Consider the following 19,499-nt stretch of genomic DNA (forward strand, 5'->3'; position numbering starts at 1 on the left):
GTCGTCTTCGGGAATGAATGAGGCAATGGCCGCAATGTGACACGATTAACGGGTAAATGGTTTTCCACCCGAGAATGAAATAACGCCTTAGAAGTATCAGGTATGAAAACGTACTGTTTTCTGGTAGGATTGCTGCTCAGTAGCCTGACCCTACAGGCCCAGCAAACCCTGTTTAGCGTTCCATCTTCAGATATGACGCCCGCGCACCAGATTTTGGCGCAGGTGCAACTTGATATCAACCGTCAGGAAGTGCGCTCCATGACGACCGTGACGTATGGGTTGGGGCATAACTGGGAAGCCGGTTTAAATTTGTATCATCTCGATTATCAGCGGCCGGAGCATACCTGGTTGCGAAACGATACGACAATCCAGATCCCGTACGCTCCCTTGCTGCTCCTGAATGCCCAGAAAACCGTTGATTTCAACGAAAACCTGCACCTCGGTTTGGGCGGACAAACCGGGGTGAATGTGGCCGTCAGGCATCAAAGCGCCTGGGTTGGCTGGGGGTACGCTAATCTGGGGTGGGATTTTAGCCACCACCATTACAAAGCCGTAGCGGGCCTGTATGCGGGAAATCATCGGTATCTGGCAGACGGCCCGCGTGCAGGCTTTCATTTGGGGCTGGACGCGGGCATCTGGTACGAAAAACTGCACCTGATGGCTGACTGGGCCACGGGCAAGCATGATTATGGCCAGTTGGTGCTGGGGGCTGAGGTGTACCTGGGCAGTCATTTGCCGCTGGCCGTTGGCTGGCGACGATCCAATCAGGATGGGGGACAGGCGCTGGTGGTGCAACTGACTTACTCGCCCCATTGATCTCCTTGCCCGAAGTCCAATCTACTTGTATCGAATGCCGTGCGTGGTAATCCTGCCGCTGGCCGCAGACCACATCCTCACTAGTTGCGCTGGCCAGCAGTCCTTTCCGGACGGGGTCAGTTTACGTATAGAGGTAAAGAGCGTTGCTTTGAATGATTTTCGAATGATCAAAGCCCGGCATTTACCGTACGATTTCTGTAATGGCTGAAGCAGGGAGTGGACGCTGACGCCTACTTAACCCCTTTGATTATGATCTTTCAACGAATTATTGACTTTATTAAACATCAATTTGCCGTTCTGACGGGAAAACAAACCAAAGACCGAACGTACGAAAGTGAACGTAAATTTCCGGATGAACGAGCCGCAAAAGCAGCCTTTGCGGAAGCGAAAAACCGTCTGTTTGATGTGAATGCCTGGTCGGACTTACCCGGCATCAATTCTACGTTTAAACTTCATGATCCGCACGGGCAACCCGTTTCGGAGGTGCGCCCCCAGGTTGGCTATCACATCTGCATCACCATACCCAGCCCGGTAGCTACTGACAATTGGGTAAAGGTAACAGACCTGCAAATAGAAGCCTCGCGCGCATTCTTTAGTGTCCAGCCCAGCGCCGATCCGCGGCAAAAGGAAAAGCAGGCCGAAGGGGTCGTCGATCATTTTTTTGATGAGCGGGCCCGGAGTATTTTTCTGGTTGAACAAGTCGGAAACCGCATCAGCGCCTATGAGTTAGGGCGAAAGGAAAGTGCGAATAATCAGGGAAAACAAGCCGGTGAGCGATCGGTTGCCAACACCCTGGTGGCCGCCGGAGGGTGGGCTTTTTTTCAAGAGTGGCAATGGAAAAAACTCACCGATTACCTGGTTGGGGTTTAAAAGCAGAAATAACTTTCCCGGGCCGGATTCTCACTAGAAGGAACAGCGCGTGCTTGCCGTCGTTACATGGAGTAAACGGCCACTTCGGTTCCATAGACCCAAATTGATATCCGTATGCTAGCAATGAATTACCGCGGACCCCAGCGCGTCCGCGTCAGTCAAAAACCCATGCCCGAAATCAAACACCCGGAAGATGCGATTGTCCGGGTGACCCGCTCCTGCATTTGCGGTTCGGATTTGCACTTGTACAATGGCAATGTGCCCGACACGCGGGTAGGAATGACGTTCGGTCATGAATTTATTGGAGTTGTCGAAGAGATAGGCTCTGAGGTGCATAAAATAAAAGTAGGTGACCACGTCCTCGTGCCCTTCAATATCGCCTGCGGAAAATGCCACTTTTGTCAGCAGGGCCTGTTTGGGAACTGCCACGAATCCAACCCGCAGGCTACGGCGGTGGGCGGTATTTTTGGTTATTCCCACACGGCGGGCGGCTTTGAAGGTGGGCAGGCCGAATTTGTTCGGGTACCCTACGCCAACGTTGGGCCAACCGTCATTCCGCCGGGGATGGACCCGGATGATGCGGTTTTGCTGACCGATGTGGTGCCAACGGGCTACCAGGCCGCCGAGATGGGCGGGATTCAACCCGGTGATACCGTTGTTATTTTTGGCGCGGGACCGATTGGGATCATGGCCGCGCGGTGTTCGTGGCTGTTCGGAGCCGGACGGGTGATTGTTATCGACCAGTACGATTACCGGCTGGAATTTGTGCGCAATTATGCCCCGTGTGAAGCGTATAATTTCAAAGAAATGGATGATCCGGTCGTGTTTGTCAAGAAAATGACGGACTGGATGGGCGCGGATGTGGTGATTGATGCGGTGGGGGCGGAAGCCGCCGGAAGTCCGTTGCAAACCATTACCGGTCGGAAAACGCTGATCCAGGCGGGCTCGGCTACGGCGCTTCACTGGGCAATTAACTCCGTCAAAAAAGGCGGTATTGTGTCGATTGTTGGCGTATACGGCCCGACGGATAACCTCGTTCCCATCGGAAACGTAGTTAACAAGGGCCTGACCATCCGGGCCAATCAGGCATCCGTAAAACGGCTGTTGCCGCGGCTCATCGAGCATATTCAAAGCGGAGTGCTGAATCCCAAAGCGATGATTACACACCGTGTGCCGCTGGAAGAAGCCGCCGATGCGTACCGGATTTTTTCCGATAAGCTCGACAATTGCATCAAACCCGTTCTTATTCCACCATCAGCCCGTATGTAATCATGGAAAATAACCCGAAAAACCCTGCCGCCGACCTGGCGCAGAAATACGCCCACATTAAAGGCTGGGGCATTGATGCCGATCCGAAAAATGATCCTACCTATCCCATCAAACACCGCACGGACGCTGAACAAACGGGGTATAGCTGGGAGCGGCCGACCCAGCAACCGATTGATACCGAGGTGCTCCGCTCCATCGAACGACCGAATGTAAGTGCGGTTTTCGGGACGGCCTCGCCCCCAGCGGGCTTGAGCGGTTCTATCCGCCGGTATGCCTTCAAATACAGCGAATCGGAATACGGCCACTGGCTGCCGTTGATCCTGGCCGACCGTGTCAATGCGGTCGAAGGGATCATTGATGACATCAAGCAGGGGCATGTTCCCAACATCTTTGCCGAAAGAGGCTGGAAAGCCCAGTGGAAACACAATCCGAAAGGTCTCGTTCAGAAAGTTGCGATTGGGGCTGTCGTTACGATGGCCGTGTATATGTGGCTGAAGAATAAAAAGGAAGATTAAAGCAGCTTTCTTTCAGTACCGGAAACGTCGGCAAATGGATTGGCAAAGCAAGCGAGTCCACCTGCCGACGTTTTAATTGCCATAAAACGATAAAAAAATACGCCTGATTTATGGGCGGGCTTCGGTCGATGGTAGCGAGGCTAAAGCCCTAAGAAGGCAGTTCATAAACCGTTCGGGCTCTTCAAAAATAGGACTGTGGGCCGAGTTGACAAACGTAAACAGCCGCTTTTGGGGCGCTTTGAGCTGGTTGAAATACCGCTGGGCAACGGCATACGGCGTTTGGTAATCGTGTACACCCTGAAACAGAACGTAGGGTACTTTTAACTCGGGAGCCGCCGAGGTTAAATCCGTTGCTACAACAGCGGGCCACAAATACCGCACCGACTCCTGAGCTCCCAACGCATAATGAAGTTTGTCGGCGAGGCTATACTCCCGACTAAGTAGAATGCTGCGAATGAAAAGAGGGAAAAAATGCCCCTTGTACATGCCCCCGCCGTACCGGGCGACTAGCTCCCGTTGCCACGTCAGGTAGTCCAGCCAGGCTTCCGGCGGATAGGGCGGACGGCCCTGTCGAATCAGCTTGGCAACCTGCCGTTTGTTTTCGTGCTGTCGGGCTTGCTGAAGTACCCAATCGTAGGAGATTTGTTCGGCTTCCAGCTGCCGGGCAATCTGACTGATGCAAAACAACGCCTGGTATAAGTGAGGGTATTTTTGGACGGTCAGCACACCCAGAAAAGTGCCCCAGGAATGCGCCAGCAGGTAGATTTTAGGCTGGCCAAATCGCCGGGACAAATACCGGCTGACCTGGGCGGCATCGTCTACAAAAGTCTCCACTGTGAAGGGGAACGTGCCGTACTGCCGAAATACGTTCCCCGAAAACGACTTTCCGGATCCCCGCTGATCCCAGTTGACTACCACGAAGTGCTGCTCCAGTTCATGACCCGTCAGCAGCGATAGTTCGGGCAAGCCGGGGCCACCGTGCAGAAACAGCAGAACCGGTTTGGTTCGGTTTGGTCCGCGAATGAGCAGCCACTGTTGGGTGCCATTGACTGTCAGGGGGACCCACTCGGCAATGCTGTTGGGCATTGGTTGACCTTTGGAGTCAGCAATGGGGGAAGTTTTGCCGGTGCTACGCCAGGCAAGATAGCCCAGCCCGATTGCCATTGACAAGAGGAGCATCCCGGCCAGCCAGCTAAGTCCGCGTCGGATTTGTTGTCTCATGCCGAAAACCGGTGCTGAGTTCTTCCTATGGCGTTGGAAAAGGATGAATGCATGGTGCTTGCCGTGGTTTTGAAGTCTGGGCAGTTGGTGAAGAAACGGTTTTACCGGGTAGCGGACGCCGTCCGCTGGGTGATCAGCCCGGCCCCGATTTCAAATACCCCAAAAATGACATGGGGCAAATACACATGTTCGGCAAAGCCGAATAGCCAGGGAGAAGCCGCCATTACCACGCCACTCAGTACATCCATCGTGAGGTGCACCGGAACAGGCAGGCGTCGGACGAGTCCCCATTCGTAATCAGTAAACAGGGAATAAAGGACGGCCATTACGCCCAAAACAACCGGAACCCACTGTTCGGGGCCACGGTTGGCGAAGCCAAATACCCAGGGAGATATCACGAAAAAAGTCCCGGCGATATAGTCTATCATGCCGTGGGTTCGGGTCGAAAGCAGGCGCATAGGAACGGGGGCTAAGATCAGCGTATGGTAAAAAAAGGGGGCAAACCGCATCCCTTCCTCGAAGAATGGAAAATAGCCTGCCCCCGATTCGATCAGGATTGGGCGGCTTTCTGATTGACCTGACCGGTGGCAATGCCAGTCAGTTTTTCATCGGTTGCCTTTTCTTCATCCAGCGTTTGTTGCAGCAGTTCAGCTACCTGATCCTGACCCGCTTGTTGGGCCAGGGTGCGGGCTGTTCCGTAGGCTGCAATTTCGTAGTGTTCCATTTTCTGGGCAGCCCCAATAATGGCCGCATCGGCCAGTTGGTCATCTTCCAGTTGTTCCAGCAAGTCCTGGGCTTCGTCGATGAGGCCCTGCATAGCCAGGCATGTTTCTCCTTCGGGCTCGACCCCCATTTGCTGAGCAATTTGCTCCAGACGCTGCACCTGTTGTTCAGTTTCCCGCTGATGCACCTCAAAAGCCTGGCGCAGCTCCTGACTCGTAGCTCGTTCGGCCAATTCGGTCATGGCGTCGAGCGCCTGGGTTTCGGCCGAGTATAAATCCTGAATCATGTGCTGCATTAATTCCTGCATTGTTTTCATAGCAATTGAAGTATGGATGGAAAAAGATTTTGAATTCACACGGATCAATAAATCGGCCGTTCGCCCCGGTCGCTTTCGAGGTCTATCTGCTTGACCAGCAGCGATCCTAAGCGTGCTGCGTGCAGGCTATCAGCGGCTGCTGTCGGGCCGTGGTGTACCGTGATGTGAAAAACATGTTCCAGATTCAGAATATGGAGGGTGCGGGTTTTGGCATTCCAGACCGCCTTTTCCCAGACTCCCGGAATGGGCTGGCTACCCGCTCTCATTTCGTCGTTGTCATCAAGTTGGGCGCGCGGCACACCGGGTTGTGCCTGAACCTGGGTTGAATCGGTTGGCGCTCCGGCAACCGTCGCCCGGTCTTCCGACGAGCCATCGCCCACTCCACCCATGGGGCTTTCGGCACCGGTTCCTTCCGGGTCTGGGCCGGTATGGGTTTGTTTCCGCCCGCGATCCACCAGGGCCGATGGCTGGAAGTGCCGGTCAAAATAATATTCGGCGTGGAAAATCGATTCGAAAGGCCGCCGGTTGGTCGTTGAAAGACTCACCAGCTTTTTGTTGTTCAACGAGACTTCACAAACGTTATCGTCCTGTGACCAGGTTAGGGCCGTACCCTCTTCAAGCTCAAACAGCGTGTGAAGCGACGATTCGTTGATGTAACCACAGGGTGGACTGTATTGATAATATTCACTCAAGTGCCGGGTGCCGCTGACCTGCCGCCCCAGATTTTCAATCAGGCGGTCGCCAGCGCCCCTGTTGCCGGAACCCGACCCACTGTCTCCACAGGCCAGCATCGTACAGAGAGGAACTAATAACCAGTGCTTTTTCATGGTTTTTGGTGATAAATGGTAAAAAGGAAACTGATTCAAATGAAATCGGGTGAGAACGTTTTTCCGTAAGTGAGGTTTCGGCCCAACGCCATGATAGCGCATTCGGTACCAGAACCGGCTACGGTTTTGGGAATTTTTTACGGCGAAACAGCCGGATGATCATGTATACCACCAGACTGATCGTCACAATCAGCAAGGACACGGGCAGCCAGGTTGCGGCATCCACCCGCCCGTTCTCGGCTAGATAGGTATAAAGCAACACCGCCACGGCGACGGGAATAACGGCTTTCAGAACATCTTTCATCGCTACAAAGGCCATATCGTCAGGGCACCGTTGCCCCCGATGATTGACTAACCCGCCGATGCCGTCAGCGTATTTGATAAATAAGGAAACGGCCCGGAGGTGGGTGCCGTTGCCTTACTTTCAGCGTTACAAGCAGAACGGGTATTGGGATCGTCAGTTTAAAAAAGACTTCTTAACACCCAAATATCCAATTCAATTAAAGATGCGTAGTAAATCCAATTACCCTACGGATTGGCAGGCTTCCACAGAATCGGCGGATATTTCGCAATGGGTTATGGGACTTGCTGATCAGCTAAAACACGCGGTTGATCTGGACGAAGCCCCCCTGCAACTCCAGGATGGTCGGCTGCAAACCGGCCGAACCACCAACTCGTTCTGGCTCTTTTACCAATTTGATACCGGCGGCCGACTGGCCATTCGCACCTGCTTCGATCCCCAGCAGCTACTCGGTTATAAGCTGGTGCGGAAAAGCAAAACCGTTGCCGAGTACCAGATTCAGGGCGCTCTGGGCCAGTTTCGCGTAACGGTAGAAATTCCCGATGGCAGTAGTAGCCTTCTGCATTACACCACCACCTTAAAACCGGATCAGGCGTTTGTCGTCCAGTCTATGCCCCGCGACCTTTACCTGCTCGATAAGCAGTTTAAGCACGATTCCACACAGGGCATGGTGTATGTCACCCAAAGTGGGCCCACCTCCGGGCTGATTTTTGTCTCGCTCACCCAGCCGCAGACTGGCTCACTCTTTTATTTTCAGAATTTCACGGCGCTGAACGATTATTTTCAGGTCACCCAAACCGAACCTACCAACAGTGTGAGCATTCAATGGCCCGAAGCCGGGTTTTCCCTGCCGACGTCCGATCACCCGCTGGAGGCCGGTAAAGAACTCACGCTGTCGGATGCGTATCTTTATCTGGATGCAGGGGTGCCGCAAAATGAGTTCGAAGCTGCGGACCTGTTTCTGGAAGCGTTGGCCTGTGTTTACAAACGGATACCCAAGCCCGACGTTGAGTATTACGATTGGCCAGCCGCGGCCGAGCGAACCATTCGGGCGTTGACCGAATCCCCACACTGCGGTCGGGTAATTCGGAATCAATATTACGTCAATGCTTACGTCGATGCGGATCAGAAGCCGCCCGAAAGCATGGTGCAGCTCGCTATTCTGGTGCCCCTTTGGGAGTATCAGGAATGGGTGGAAAAACCGGTGGAACTGGTGGATCAGCTTCAGAAGAATTTGCCGTCGTTTTACGACAAGCGGCACGACACGTTCATGCGGTGGCTGCCCGGCGGAACGTTCAAGGAAAAAGACCGCAGCGAGGAACAGGACCCCAATAAAATCGACTCCTGGTATTTGTTGCATACGCTGATGAACCTGGGACGCCTGGCTGAAAAAGGGGATGTGGAAGCCAAAGAATTGCTGTTTCGATCGCTGGAGTTTGCCATCAAGGCCGCTCACGAATTTTCCTACGAATGGCCGGTATTTTACGACATTCGAACCCTGAAGGTAATCAAGGCCGAAACCGCCGAGGGCCGGGGTGGTGAGCTGGATGTAGCGGGCCTGTACACCCACGTGATGATTCAGGTGTATGAACTCAGTCGGGATCCGCGCTATCTGAAGGAAGCCGTCGCGTCGGCCGAGCGGCTGCGGGGCAAAGGATTCGAACTGCTTTACCAAACCAACATCACCATCATGAGCGCGCTGACGCTGGCCAAGCTCTGGAAAATTACCGGCAACCGTCTGTATTTCGACCTGAGTCGGCTCGGTGTTGCCAATGTGCTGGCGCAGCTGTGGGGGTGGGAGTGCAACTTCGGGTTCGGACAGGCGCGCAGCACTTTCATGGGGGTGGCTCCCCTGAAAGATGCGCCGTACCTGGCGGCTTACGAAGAAGCGGAAATTTTTGCAACCATGCTCAACTACCTGAAAGAAGTAGGGCCGGATGTGCCCAATCCGATCCGCCTGCTTTTTTCGGAATACATGAAATTCCTGCTGCACCGGGGCCGGTTTTATTTTCCCTCCGAACTGCCGCCGGAGATGGTTTGTGAACAACCCCGCGAAGGCCGGACCATCCGGGAGCTACCCATTCCGCTGGAAGACATCCCGACGGGGTGGAAGCAGGCCGGTGAGGTCGGACAGGAGGTCTACGGCGGAGCCCTGCCGGCAATTCTGACGACGTATGCCTACAAACGGTTTGCCAAGGTGCCGGTCATTATTTACTGCGAATACCCCATCTACCACGCCGAATATCAGCTGATGGAAAACCGTAGCGGATACGTGGTGCTGCGGTTGGGTGGTACGGCAGACGGTTTTTGTCGCATTCGGTTGCTGAGCAAAAGCAGTACGTGGCCAAGCCTACGGCTTTTTGACGAAGATGCACCGGACAGCCTGCCACTGCGGCCCACGAAAACCGAAAAAACTTACCACGAGTACCAGGTGCAGGGCCACCAACGGTTGCGCCTGGAATGGAACCCTGCTTCAAAATCAGATAAAGAATAACTAAACGATGCAATGATGGAACAAAGCAAATCTCATACGTCTTTTGAATCGCTCCAAGCCAAGCGAATTATCATCACCGGCGGAACAACCGGCATCGGCCGGGCTATTGCCATTCTGCTGGGATCATACGGTGCCCATATTTTTACCTATGGCCGGCATCAGGAGCAGCTTGACGAGGCCCTGGAGGCTATTCGGGATGCCGGTGGACAGGCCGATGGCGTCACGGCCGACAGCGCGCAGCCCGAAGACGTAAAGCGGGTTTTTGAGCAGGCCGATACGGCCCTGGGCGGTTTGGATATCCTTATCAACAGCGCAGCACTGGCCGCTGGTTCGCTCAGTGAAATGGCCGATTCGGATTGGCGGTATGTCATTGAAACCAACCTGACAGGCTACCTGGCAACGACCAAAGAAGCCCTGAGCCGAATGCAGGCGCAGAAAAAGGGGCATATTGTACTGATCGGTTCCATGAGTGCCGACGTGCGGGAGGAAGGCAGTTCGGTGTACGTCGCTACCAAAGCCGCTATTCAGGGACTGGCCGAAAGCCTGCGGAAAGAAGTCAACAAAGACGGTATTAAAGTCAGTCTGGTGGAACCCGGCGCGGTGGGGTCCGATATGCAACCCACCACCCCGGAGGAAGAACGGGAGCAACAGCAGAAAGAAGAAATACTGCGGGCCGAAGACATTGCCGTCTGCGTTCATTATATTCTGACGCAGCCACAACGCTGCGACGTAGTAGGCATCCAGATTCGTCCCCATCTTCAGTTGATTTAACCACCATTCAGCGGGCTAGCGTGGTTTTTTCTAAGAACGGTTTTTGCTGGGCTGCTGGTCTGAAAACCGGCTTTTCAATAGGGTGCGTTCATTCAGGGACCGTTGGCTTATTACTCATTGGCGGTTACCAACAGGTCTAGACACAGGCTGTTATCAGCATTGGTATCGTATTGACAAACTAAAAAACAAGATCATGCAACTATTTCGAAGTGGCGTTGGGTTAGTGATGGGCTGTCTGTTCGCAACGTTTTCGCTGGCCCAACAGGGGCAGTCTGCCCGGGAGACGCGTTCGGGTTCCGCTCAGATTGGTAAGATGAGTAAAATGGATTTTGACAACCAGAATAAGCAGGGAGCGGTAGCCGTTTCGGCAATTAGACCCACGAAAAATGCGCTCTCGCAGGCGGATCAGGCGCTGATGGAAGAGGTGGCCCTGGGAGGAATGATGCAACTGGAAGTGAGCCGGATTGCGATGCAAAAAGCCACCAGCGAGTCGGTGCGGCAATTGGCGCAGGCCGAAGTGGACGAACAAACGGGGCTATCCAATAAACTCAAGGAAATTGCGTCGGCCAAAGGCGTAACCTTGCCAACAAGTCCGGATGAGAAAACGAAAGCCATGCTGACCAAAATGCAAAGTCTGGGGGGCGAAGAGCTGGATCGGTTTTACGTGCAGGAAAGTGGCGTAAACGGTCACCAAAAGCTTGATCAGGTGATGTCGAAAGTTGAGTCAACGGCTACCGATGCCAGTTTGAAGGGTGTTGCGTTGGCGGCTCATCCGCTGGTCCGTACCCACCTTCAGGTGTCGCAGGATGTGCAAAAGGACATTAAAGGAGGAAGTGCTAAGTAGGATGTAAAGACGGTAAAACGATAACATAATACGCGATAGCACCTGTCAAAAGCAAACGCCCAGGCCATAGCCCTGGGCGTTTGCTTTTGACAGGTAAAAATGTATACATGCTAGTATGTCATTGTTAGGATGAACGTTTACCAAGGACCGTTTCCTCATAAAAACCGTAGTAAACTCAACAAGATAGATAAATTGTATCCGCAACAGGACCGTTGGCCCACGCACGCTGAAAAGCACAGGCTGGAACGGTTTTTCCGTGATGTGGCTAATCGGTACGGTTTTGTTGCTCAGTGTGAGGAGAATACCGTTGATGGTGGCTTTGGCAAAACAGGGCGGTTCAGTAAGTAATTCAGATTTATAAGCACAACGAAGAACCAAAGGAGAAGTAAAAATTACCTACTTTAGTTAAGTTTGCTCCTGCCTCATTTACGAATTCACGGTATTGATACAATTTGCCCGGATTATAGCATTCGGTCACAAAATAAGCTTTTTACGATTCTACTAGAATGGCTAAACGAAAACCACAGCCCGAAAGCCCCTCTCAACCGGTTCCGGTTGTAGCTATTGGAGCTTCCGCGGGCGGTATTGAAGCCATGTCGGCTTTGTTGGCAGAACTTCCTCCTTCCATCGGGTTTGCGTACGTGTATGTGCAACACCTGACGCCCCGCCACGAAAACCGGCTTAGCGAGGTGTTGGAAAGCGCAACGGCCATGCCCGTGCAGGAGGCTGAACACTTACAGCCAATTGTTGCCAATACCGTATATATTATTCCCCCCGATAAAGATCTGGAGATCATGGATGGGGTGCTTTCCTTGCAACACCGGCAAAATTCGATGGGGACAGACAACGAAGCCCTGCATCTGCCCATCGATCGTTTTTTTATGTCACTGGCCGACCGGCAAAAAGCGGGTTCCATTGCCATCGTTTTGTCGGGGCTGGACGGGGACGGTACGCAGGGACTGAAAGCCATCAAGGCTGCCGGTGGGATTACCATTGCGCAGGATAAAACCGCCCTCTACCAAGGAATGCCCCGCTCGGCCATTGCCGAAGGGGTCGTGGATCTGGTGTTGGCACCCGATCAGATTGCCCGCGAACTGGAACGCTTGGGTCAACAAACGGACGTTTTCCGGCAGACGGCCCTGGCCGTAGAAGAGGAAGAGACGCTGGGCCCCGACGAAGAGCTTAAGCCCATTCTGGCTTTCCTCCGAAAAGCCGTCGGTGTCGATTTCAGCCAATATAAAGTAACCACGATCCGACGCCGGATTATCCGGAGAATGTTACTCTACAAACTCGAAACGCTGAAAGATTATGCCCAATACATTCGGCAGCACCCGTCGGAAACAACACTGCTCTATAGCGATCTGCTGATCAATGTTACCTCCTTCTTTCGGGATACGGAGGTGATGGAGTATCTGAAAAAAGTATTGCTACCGCGCATCATTAGCGAAAACCTCGAGGGCGAACCGCTGCGCATCTGGGTGCCAGCCTGCTCGACGGGTCAGGAAGCTTACTCGCTGGCCATGCTGCTGCTGGAAGTACTCGGCGACCGGGCCGCCCAGATGGTCATCCAGATTTTCGCAACCGACCTGAGCGAAAGCGCAATTGCCAAAGCCCGGTTGGGGAGCTATTCCCGGTCGGAGGTTTCGGACGTGTCGCCCCGGCGGCTGAGCCGGTTTTTTACCAAACAGGATGATTATTACCGGATCAATAAAACCATCCGCGACCTGTGCGTATTTGCGCCCCATAATATCTTTAAAGATCCTCCTTTTTCGCGGGTGGATCTGATCAGTTGCCGGAATCTGTTGATTTACCTCAATGGTAGCCTTCAACGCCGGGCGTTGACCCTGTTTCACTACGGCCTGAATCCGAGAGGGTATCTGATCTTGGGCAAGTCAGAAACCGTGGGCAACTCAACCGCTTTGTTTTTGCCGATTGAAAAAGCCTATAAAGTGTTTGCCCGCAAGAACGACGTGGCCAGCCGGGCCAGCTTTGAACTTCAGCCGCGTACCATGGAGCCCAACACGACCATGATACAGCCGCCCCGACGGGCTGCCGCGGCTCGTCCTGTGGTGGTGCCGGTTAATGATCTGGAGCAACGGGTCGATGCGCTGTTGCTTAATCAGTATGTCCCCGCCAGCGTGGTTGTCAACCAGGATCTGGACATTTTAAGTTTCCGGGGAGGCACGGGCCTGTATCTGGAACATGCCCAGGGCCGGGCCAGCCTGAATCTGCTAAAAATGGCCCGGCCTTCGCTGTCGTTCGAGTTACGGAATGCCGTTCATAAAGTAATTAAATTTGGCCAGCCCGTCCGAAAAAGCGGGTTGGAAATGAAGGTGGGCGGCTTTACGCACTACGTGGCCATTGAAGCCGCTCCACTGGAAAATGAAGCCGAAGAACGGCTGTTTCTGATTATTTTTCAGGAAACCGTGCCGCCCTTAGTTTCCGAAACCGGCCCGGTGAAAGCCCGCAATCGCCGGATTAAGGAACTGGAAGAAGAGCTGGCCACCGTCCGGCGCGACATGCATTCGCTGATTGAAGAGCAGGAAGCTGGTAATGAAGAGCTGCAATCGGCGAACGAGGAAATTGTCAGCAGTAACGAAGAACTGCAAAGCATTAACGAAGAGCTTGAAACCAGTAAGGAGGAAATCGAGTCGACCAACGAAGAACTCCTGACGATTAACCAGGAATTACAGGTTCGAAATGAACAGCTTTCGGAAGCGTACGAATTTGCGGAAGCTATTTTTGTTACGCTGCGCGAAGCCACCTTGGTGCTGGATGCCGATTTGCGGGTTCGGAGCGCCAATCCTGCCTTTTATGAAATATTTGGTGTCCGTCGCGAAGACATTGAAGGCCGTCTGCTTTATGAAATAGGAAATCGTCAGTGGGACAGCACCCGGTTGCGGGAGCGTTTGGCGGGCGTTATTACCCAGGATACGCAGGTTCAGGGCTTTGAGTTTGCGTATCTGATGCCGGGGGGGCAGGAGAAAATTTTACTCCTCAACGCCCGGCGGGTGGTTCGGCAGCAGCGGAAAGAAGCTATTCTGCTGGCCATTGAAGATATTACCGAACACCGCCGGGCCCGGCGGCTATTGGAAGAACGCGAAGCCTGGTTTCACGCCATCGTCGACAATTCGCCCGCGCTGACCTGGGTGGCCGGACCCGACGGGCGGTATACATACCTGAACCGGGCCTGGCTGGAATATACCGGCCGAATCATGCAGGAAGAAGCGGGGCAGGGATGGGCCCAGGGCATCCATCCCGACGATCGGGTGCGGTATCTGGCCACGTACCACGCTCACTTTGCCGACCAGAAGCCGTTCAGCGCCGAATACCGCCTGCTGCGCAACGATGGCCAGTACCGGTGGATGCTGGAACGTGCCCACCCCACGATTTCGCCCGAAGGCGTTTTCAGCGGATACATCGGCACGTGTTCGGATGTGCATCTGCAGAAAGAACTCAATCAGGAATTGGATCGGCGGGTGCAACAGCGGACGCAGGAGCTGGCTACCACCAACGCGCAACTACAGGAAACGACGGAAAACCTGCAAGCCGTACTCGATAGTTCGCCCACCTGGATTGCGTTTTTTAAAGCGGTTTTTTCAAGCGAAAACCCGGATCAGATTATTGATTTTCGGCTGGCCGTTTGCAATCAGAAATTTGCCGGGTTGCAGGGGAAGCCGGCGCACGAGTTGATTGGCCAGATGACCGGCCAGATGACCAACCTGTTGTGGCAGGAAGACACCCTTCCGCGGCTCAAACACATTCGGAATACGGATGAAGACTTTTACGAGGAAAAACAACTGCCGGGTAAACCGGACAAGTGGACGGCGGTTTCGGCAACCCGGTTTGATGGGGGAGTAGTCATCACAGGGCTCGATATCACCGCCCTCAAGCAGGCCGAAAGCCGGCAGGCTTACTGGCTGGATGAGCTCCAGAATTCGAATAAATCGCTCCGGGTTCTGGAGGAGTTGCGTGAGCAAATTCGCCAGCGGGGGCAGTTTTTACGGGAAACGTCGCACGATTTGCGGGGCAACTTCAGTGTTATTTCGGGTGCGGCCTCGTTGCTGTCCATGGTTTCGTCGGAAGAAGAACGCACCCAGATGCTCAACATGCTGCAACGCAACATCAGCCAGGCAGCCCGGATGCTGACCCAATTGCTGGATTATGCCCGGCTGGAAGCTGGTCAGGAACACATCCAGATTACCTCGTTTGACGTATCCAGCCTGATCCAGCAGTTTTGTCAGCAAATTCAGCCATTGATAACCGAGCAGGGTCTTTGGCTACGGATGGAAGGGCCAGACGCCCTGCAGGTGGAAGGTGACGCGGTAAAAGTGGAACGGATTCTTCAGAACCTTATCTTGAATGCCATCAAGCATACCCGCCAAGGCGGTATCACGATTCGCTGGCAGGAGGAAGGAGAACACTGGGTGTTGCGCATTGAAGATACCGGGGCCGGCATGGCACCCGAACTGGTACAATCCCTGTCGCAGCAAGCTGATCCGGCATCTTCCCGCTCGCTGGTTCGTCAATCGGGCGAAGATGGAGCAACCGAAGACCGACTGCCGGGGGCGTCGGGCGAAGGAATCGGGTTGGCGATTGTTCGGCAGCTATGTGCGCTCTTATCCCTTCGGCTGGACGTTGAAAGTGAATTGGGCGTTGGAACGACCTTCCAGATTAGCTGGCCCCGCCGGTACGGAAGTGCGGATGCATAACCGTCTCGAACTTAATTGAAACATCGACCACTTAAGGTGGTTAAATACGTATGCCGGTTATAACCTAACCACGCAGAAACGATTATGGCAAAACGCGATATTATTGTTATCGGGGCTTCAGCGGGTGGAGTTTATGCGCTGAAAGAGCTGGTAGCTGGATTTTCTGCCGATTTTCAGGCATCCATATTTATTGTGCAGCATGTATCGCCCCATTCGCCGAGCCTGCTTCCTTCTATTCTCAACCACGCGGGGCCGCTGCCCGCCAAGCATCCGGAAGATGGCGAATGGGTGCAGCCCGGACAGATTTATGTAGCTCCTCCTGATCATCACCTGCTGATTGAATACGACCAGGTAGTTGTTAAGAAAGGACCCAAAGAAAACCGTTTCCGCCCTTCCATTGATGCTCTCTTTCGGTCGGCGGCTTACCGCTTTGGAGCCCGCGTGATCGGTATTGTTCTGACAGGGCTGCTGGATGATGGCACCTCGGGTTTATGGTCAATTCATCGCATGGGCGGCTTGTGCATCATTCAGAAACCGGAAGAAGCCATGTATTCCAGTATGCCCCGGAGTGTGTTGGAATACGTCGATGTGGATTACAGCGTATCGGTCTCGGAGATGCCCGCTTTATTAACGGAGCTGACGCAACAAACTGCGCCGGAGTCGGCGCCCCTCGGCGAGAAAGAATCCAATCGGCTGGAAACCGAAGTCAATATTGCCGCGCAGGAAAACGCCTTTGAAATGGGTGTTCTGAACATGGGGGACCTGACGCCCTTAACCTGTCCGGAGTGCAATGGTGCCCTGGTAAGCATCAAGGAAGGTAAGCTGATTCGGTACCGCTGCCATACCGGTCATGCTTTTACGGCCAATTCTTTGCTGGCCGAAGTAACCAAAACGATTGAAGACAATCTTTGGAAATCCGTCAAGAGCCTGGAAGAAACGGTGATTCTGCTCGACCAATCGGGTAAAACGTTTGCCGAAGGCAATAATACAGACGCAGCCGAACACTATTTTGCCAAGGCCCACGAAACCCGGGAGCGCTCTCAGGTGCTGCGTGATTTTATTTTTCAACAACAGCAAAAAGTTTGATCCGGAATCGCATGGTTCTGCCCGAAAACGAAAGAGCCGCTTTTGTTCAAATCGTGCCGGCACAAGGAAAAATTTCCGTTTTTTCTTTTTGGGTCGTTAATGTAGTAAATTGAGTAAGATAGAAGCAGGTACGGTTGGCTTACCAAACAGAAAACGAACTTCGGTTATGATTCTGATTATCAACGGCGTTTTTAACGGAACCAACTGGACAAACCTGTTACTGGTGGTCCCGGATGAAGTAGAAGCATTGGAACGGCTTTCCAGCCTGAATGAAAAAGGTGTAGAGTTGGTCAACGCTACTTTAATTAATCGAAACAGCCGCCAGGAACTGCCCATCGAGGTATTGCATGAACAGGTGCGGTGGAATAGCCAGTTCGCCGAACTTCAGCGGCAGTGGGAAAGCGTCCTGTCGGAAGAGCCCGTTGCCCGGCGAGTGCTGGGTAGTCAGCGTTTCGTCAACTGGACCCGTCGCCTGATCGCCTATTACGACAAACAGATCAACCTGACCAGCAAAGAAATCGTGCGCGTTAGCAAAAAAATGGAAATGATTTCTTTTCAGGAAACGGCATCGAATCCCTTGTTTATGGCCGCTTATTTTAAGACGAACCTGAAAAACTGCGAAAACCGAATGAAATTCCTGGAAACCGCCCGTCAGCAAGCTCTTCAGGAATTGAATGAGTTAGGGGGCTAAAAACGGATTCATAAGCCTGCCCCTGACGGTTTTTGCAGTTGTGTTTTCGCCAGAAGGCGCATTATCGTTTTTGTTTTGACCCTTTATAATCCGTTAGCAGGTAATTGGCAACGGCTGTTCCCAGAAAACCGAGGTGAAAGCCCAGCGATGCCTTGTCGTTGCGAATGAATTTGGCAAAAGTCAACAATGACAGGCCCGCCAGAAAGGCCGCATCGATTTTTTGATGATCTTCGAACGGAATCACCCGTTTCAGGGCTACGGGCGTGTCAGTCAGTGCATTGACCACCGTAAAACTCGTGCCCAGGGCCTGGTAGGTCCGGACTGTCTGGGGATTAAGACCGAGTAGGGCGGGAGCCGTCAGTTGAAGGCCGGCAAAAACATAATCCAGAATGCCGTGCAATTTGGGCGTAATCGGTTTGCTATCCATGGTTTGAAGATTTACTTCCAGCGGTTTTAAATTGCTGATTGCCGGACCATTGACTACGACTCCTTTGCCCGTAAACCGGGAACCGTGACAGGGGCAATCGAATGATTTTTCATCGGTATTCCAATGAACCACACAACCCAGGTGCGGACAGATGGCCGAATGCGTATACAATCGACCGTTTTCGTCGCGGTAAGCGGCAATTTTTCCCGGTCCCGATCCCAGGATACCGCCCGCACCCCGCGGCAGTTGATCCACATGCGAGAGTTCGCTGGAGGTAACAAGGTCGCTCAGCTGAGCGGTAAAGTTGCCGGTTTCTTTCAGGTAATCGCCCGTTGTTTTGAGGCTGATTCGGCTCGGATCGTACAAAGAGGTCCAGGGATTTTCGCGCCCGAGAATCAAGTCGGTGATCAGCATCCCGGCGATGGTGCCGTGTGTCAGGCCGTTTCCCGAGTCGCCCGTGACAATGTAGGTATGGGTATCGCCCGGATTCCGGCCTATGTAAGCCATGGCGTCCAGCGGTTCCAGAACCTGGCCCGACCATCGGTAAGCTACTTCGCCGGCTTGCGGGAAATGCAGTTTTACCCAATTGATCAGGGCCTGGTAACGGTCTTCTTCCTGAATACCTTCATCCTCTGCCTGACCGGTTTTATGATCGTGTCCTCCGCAAATCACCAGATCGTGCTGATCATCCAGCGGGTGTAAGCGAACGTAGGTATAAGGTTTACTGGTCCATCGCGACTGCTGGTCCCCCGTATCCCACCACAACGCCGGTTGCCCCGTCCCTTTCGGTAGTTTGACGCCAACGACATACGTTCGGTAGGGCCATTGTTTGGTGTGCATGGTTACCCGGTCGTTGATGGGTGAGTTGGTGGCCACCACAATATCCGAGGCTGTTACCCGGAACGAATTGGCTACCACCTCGCTCTTTCCGATCTCGGTCACCCGCGTTTCGGTGTAAATTTCGCCCCCCAGCCTGATGATCGCTTCGGTCAAGCCCTTCAAATATTTTAAAGGGTGGAACTGCGCCTGATCGGGGAAGCGCAGACAAACCCCTTCGTGGTTGGCCAAACCAGGTACCTGTTGCAGCCATTCGGTTTTGAGACCGACCTTCTGGGTAGCTGCCAACTCCTCCGTCAGGCTGTCCGGGGTGTCGGTGAGGTGCAAAAACATATAGCCGTCCAGCCGCTGAAAATCGCAGTCAATTTGCTCCTGCTGCACCGTTCGTTCTATAAAATTAATGGCTTCCGAATGGCTTTCAGCCGCCATCCGGGCCCCTTCCGCTCCGTGGTAGCGTTCAATCTCCGTATAGCCATCATCCAGTGCATTGGATAGGTGAGCCGTGGTGCGGCCGGTTTCGCCACTGCCCACGTACCCATCTTCCAGCACCACCACTTTTTTACCCGAAAGCGCCAGGTTATAAGCGACCGACAAGCCGGATATGCCCCCCCCAATCACAACTACGTCGGTTTGCCGATCCTGCTTCAGCGGTTGAAACCGAATGGGCGCAACGGAGTCGAGCCAGCAGCTCTGGTGACTTCCTGATGTCAGCGCGTCGTTGACGGGTTCGCCGGTGGGGTCTTGTGCGGTTTTCATACAAATTGGATTTCGGTTGAAAT

At 53.5% G+C, this 19,499-nt stretch carries 16 protein-coding genes; 10 read left to right on the forward strand and 6 right to left on the reverse strand.

Annotated features, from left to right (window positions below; genetic code table 11):
• Positions 1–102 precede the first annotated feature (102 nt).
• From ACYVH9_RS08550 to ACYVH9_RS08565, 4 genes are all read left to right on the forward strand, one after another.
• The gene (locus ACYVH9_RS08550) at positions 103–816 is read left to right on the forward strand and encodes a hypothetical protein (protein WP_460635882.1); all 714 of its coding nucleotides are present in this window, start codon (positions 103–105) and stop codon (positions 814–816) included.
• A gap of 249 nt (positions 817–1,065) precedes the next feature.
• A complete protein-coding gene (locus ACYVH9_RS08555) occupies positions 1,066–1,686 on the forward strand; it encodes a hypothetical protein (protein WP_460635883.1) in 621 nt (206 codons plus the stop codon).
• 114 nt (positions 1,687–1,800) lie between these two features.
• Positions 1,801–2,955 (forward strand): zinc-dependent alcohol dehydrogenase, encoded by a 1,155-nt coding sequence (locus ACYVH9_RS08560; RefSeq protein WP_460635884.1) that lies wholly within the window; start codon positions 1,801–1,803, stop codon positions 2,953–2,955.
• A gap of 2 nt (positions 2,956–2,957) precedes the next feature.
• Positions 2,958–3,470, forward strand: a complete 513-nt coding sequence (locus ACYVH9_RS08565; protein WP_460635885.1) for a hypothetical protein — start codon at positions 2,958–2,960, stop codon at positions 3,468–3,470.
• A gap of 108 nt (positions 3,471–3,578) precedes the next feature.
• On the opposite strand, the gene ACYVH9_RS08570 is transcribed toward ACYVH9_RS08565, so the two are convergent.
• The 5 genes from ACYVH9_RS08570 to ACYVH9_RS08590 all read right to left on the reverse strand — a co-directional run bounded on the left by ACYVH9_RS08570 (position 3,579) and on the right by ACYVH9_RS08590 (position 6,876).
• On the reverse strand, positions 3,579–4,691 hold the full coding sequence (locus ACYVH9_RS08570; protein ID WP_460635886.1) for an alpha/beta fold hydrolase: 1,113 nt from the start codon (positions 4,689–4,691) through the stop codon (positions 3,579–3,581).
• Between the two features lie 101 nt (positions 4,692–4,792).
• Positions 4,793–5,149, reverse strand: a complete 357-nt coding sequence (locus ACYVH9_RS08575; RefSeq protein WP_460635887.1) for an SPW repeat domain-containing protein — start codon at positions 5,147–5,149, stop codon at positions 4,793–4,795.
• 92 nt (positions 5,150–5,241) lie between these two features.
• Complete coding sequence (locus ACYVH9_RS08580) at positions 5,242–5,730, reverse strand: ferritin-like domain-containing protein (RefSeq protein WP_460635888.1); 489 nt, start codon at positions 5,728–5,730, stop codon at positions 5,242–5,244.
• A gap of 44 nt (positions 5,731–5,774) precedes the next feature.
• Positions 5,775–6,557: a hypothetical protein gene (locus ACYVH9_RS08585; RefSeq protein WP_460635889.1), complete on the reverse strand. Its 783-nt coding sequence runs from the start codon at positions 6,555–6,557 to the stop codon at positions 5,775–5,777.
• A 118-nt stretch (positions 6,558–6,675) separates the two neighbouring features.
• Entirely contained in the window at positions 6,676–6,876 is a 201-nt protein-coding gene (locus ACYVH9_RS08590; protein ID WP_460635890.1) for a hypothetical protein, read from the reverse strand.
• 187 nt (positions 6,877–7,063) lie between these two features.
• Here ACYVH9_RS08590 and ACYVH9_RS08595 point away from each other — a divergent pair, with 187 nt between their 5' ends.
• From ACYVH9_RS08595 to ACYVH9_RS08620, 6 genes are all read left to right on the forward strand, one after another.
• Positions 7,064–9,352: a hypothetical protein gene (locus tag ACYVH9_RS08595; protein WP_460635891.1), complete on the forward strand. Its 2,289-nt coding sequence runs from the start codon at positions 7,064–7,066 to the stop codon at positions 9,350–9,352.
• A 15-nt stretch (positions 9,353–9,367) separates the two neighbouring features.
• Positions 9,368–10,123: an SDR family oxidoreductase gene (locus tag ACYVH9_RS08600; protein ID WP_460635892.1), complete on the forward strand. Its 756-nt coding sequence runs from the start codon at positions 9,368–9,370 to the stop codon at positions 10,121–10,123.
• A 193-nt stretch (positions 10,124–10,316) separates the two neighbouring features.
• Positions 10,317–10,967, forward strand: coding sequence for a DUF4142 domain-containing protein (locus ACYVH9_RS08605; protein WP_460635893.1), 651 nt, complete (start codon positions 10,317–10,319; stop codon positions 10,965–10,967).
• Positions 10,968–11,473: 506 nt separating this feature from the next.
• Positions 11,474–15,679 carry a CheR family methyltransferase gene (locus ACYVH9_RS08610; RefSeq protein ID WP_460635894.1) on the forward strand — a complete coding sequence of 1,402 codons (4,206 nt, stop codon included), beginning with the start codon at positions 11,474–11,476 and terminating at the stop codon, positions 15,677–15,679.
• An 84-nt stretch (positions 15,680–15,763) separates the two neighbouring features.
• Positions 15,764–16,765: a chemotaxis protein CheB gene (locus tag ACYVH9_RS08615; RefSeq protein ID WP_460635895.1), complete on the forward strand. Its 1,002-nt coding sequence runs from the start codon at positions 15,764–15,766 to the stop codon at positions 16,763–16,765.
• A 166-nt stretch (positions 16,766–16,931) separates the two neighbouring features.
• Positions 16,932–17,456 carry a hypothetical protein gene (locus tag ACYVH9_RS08620; protein WP_460635896.1) on the forward strand — a complete coding sequence of 175 codons (525 nt, stop codon included), beginning with the start codon at positions 16,932–16,934 and terminating at the stop codon, positions 17,454–17,456.
• A 61-nt stretch (positions 17,457–17,517) separates the two neighbouring features.
• Here ACYVH9_RS08620 and ACYVH9_RS08625 read toward each other — a convergent pair whose 3' ends face one another.
• A complete protein-coding gene (locus ACYVH9_RS08625) occupies positions 17,518–19,476 on the reverse strand; it encodes an FAD-dependent oxidoreductase (protein ID WP_460635897.1) in 1,959 nt (652 codons plus the stop codon).
• Between the last annotated feature and the right edge of the window lie 23 nt (positions 19,477–19,499).

The sequence above is a fragment of the Larkinella harenae genome (assembly GCF_054780515.1).

Excerpts from the sequence above, each read along its gene's own strand:
- ACYVH9_RS08550 (WP_460635882.1), top strand. The coding sequence starts at position 103 with ATGAAAACGTACTGTTTTCTGGTAGGATTGCTGCTCAGTAGCCTGACC.
- ACYVH9_RS08555 (WP_460635883.1), top strand. The coding sequence starts at position 1,066 with ATGATCTTTCAACGAATTATTGACTTTATTAAACATCAATTTGCCGTT.
- ACYVH9_RS08560 (WP_460635884.1), top strand. The coding sequence starts at position 1,801 with ATGCTAGCAATGAATTACCGCGGACCCCAGCGCGTCCGCGTCAGTCAA.
- ACYVH9_RS08565 (WP_460635885.1), top strand. The coding sequence starts at position 2,958 with ATGGAAAATAACCCGAAAAACCCTGCCGCCGACCTGGCGCAGAAATAC.
- ACYVH9_RS08570 (WP_460635886.1), bottom strand. The coding sequence starts at position 4,691 with ATGAGACAACAAATCCGACGCGGACTTAGCTGGCTGGCCGGGATGCTC.
- ACYVH9_RS08575 (WP_460635887.1), bottom strand. The coding sequence starts at position 5,149 with ATGCGCCTGCTTTCGACCCGAACCCACGGCATGATAGACTATATCGCC.
- ACYVH9_RS08580 (WP_460635888.1), bottom strand. The coding sequence starts at position 5,730 with ATGAAAACAATGCAGGAATTAATGCAGCACATGATTCAGGATTTATAC.
- ACYVH9_RS08585 (WP_460635889.1), bottom strand. The coding sequence starts at position 6,557 with ATGAAAAAGCACTGGTTATTAGTTCCTCTCTGTACGATGCTGGCCTGT.
- ACYVH9_RS08590 (WP_460635890.1), bottom strand. The coding sequence starts at position 6,876 with ATGGCCTTTGTAGCGATGAAAGATGTTCTGAAAGCCGTTATTCCCGTC.
- ACYVH9_RS08595 (WP_460635891.1), top strand. The coding sequence starts at position 7,064 with ATGCGTAGTAAATCCAATTACCCTACGGATTGGCAGGCTTCCACAGAA.
- ACYVH9_RS08600 (WP_460635892.1), top strand. The coding sequence starts at position 9,368 with ATGGAACAAAGCAAATCTCATACGTCTTTTGAATCGCTCCAAGCCAAG.
- ACYVH9_RS08605 (WP_460635893.1), top strand. The coding sequence starts at position 10,317 with ATGCAACTATTTCGAAGTGGCGTTGGGTTAGTGATGGGCTGTCTGTTC.
- ACYVH9_RS08610 (WP_460635894.1), top strand. The coding sequence starts at position 11,474 with ATGGCTAAACGAAAACCACAGCCCGAAAGCCCCTCTCAACCGGTTCCG.
- ACYVH9_RS08615 (WP_460635895.1), top strand. The coding sequence starts at position 15,764 with ATGGCAAAACGCGATATTATTGTTATCGGGGCTTCAGCGGGTGGAGTT.
- ACYVH9_RS08620 (WP_460635896.1), top strand. The coding sequence starts at position 16,932 with ATGATTCTGATTATCAACGGCGTTTTTAACGGAACCAACTGGACAAAC.
- ACYVH9_RS08625 (WP_460635897.1), bottom strand. The coding sequence starts at position 19,476 with ATGAAAACCGCACAAGACCCCACCGGCGAACCCGTCAACGACGCGCTG.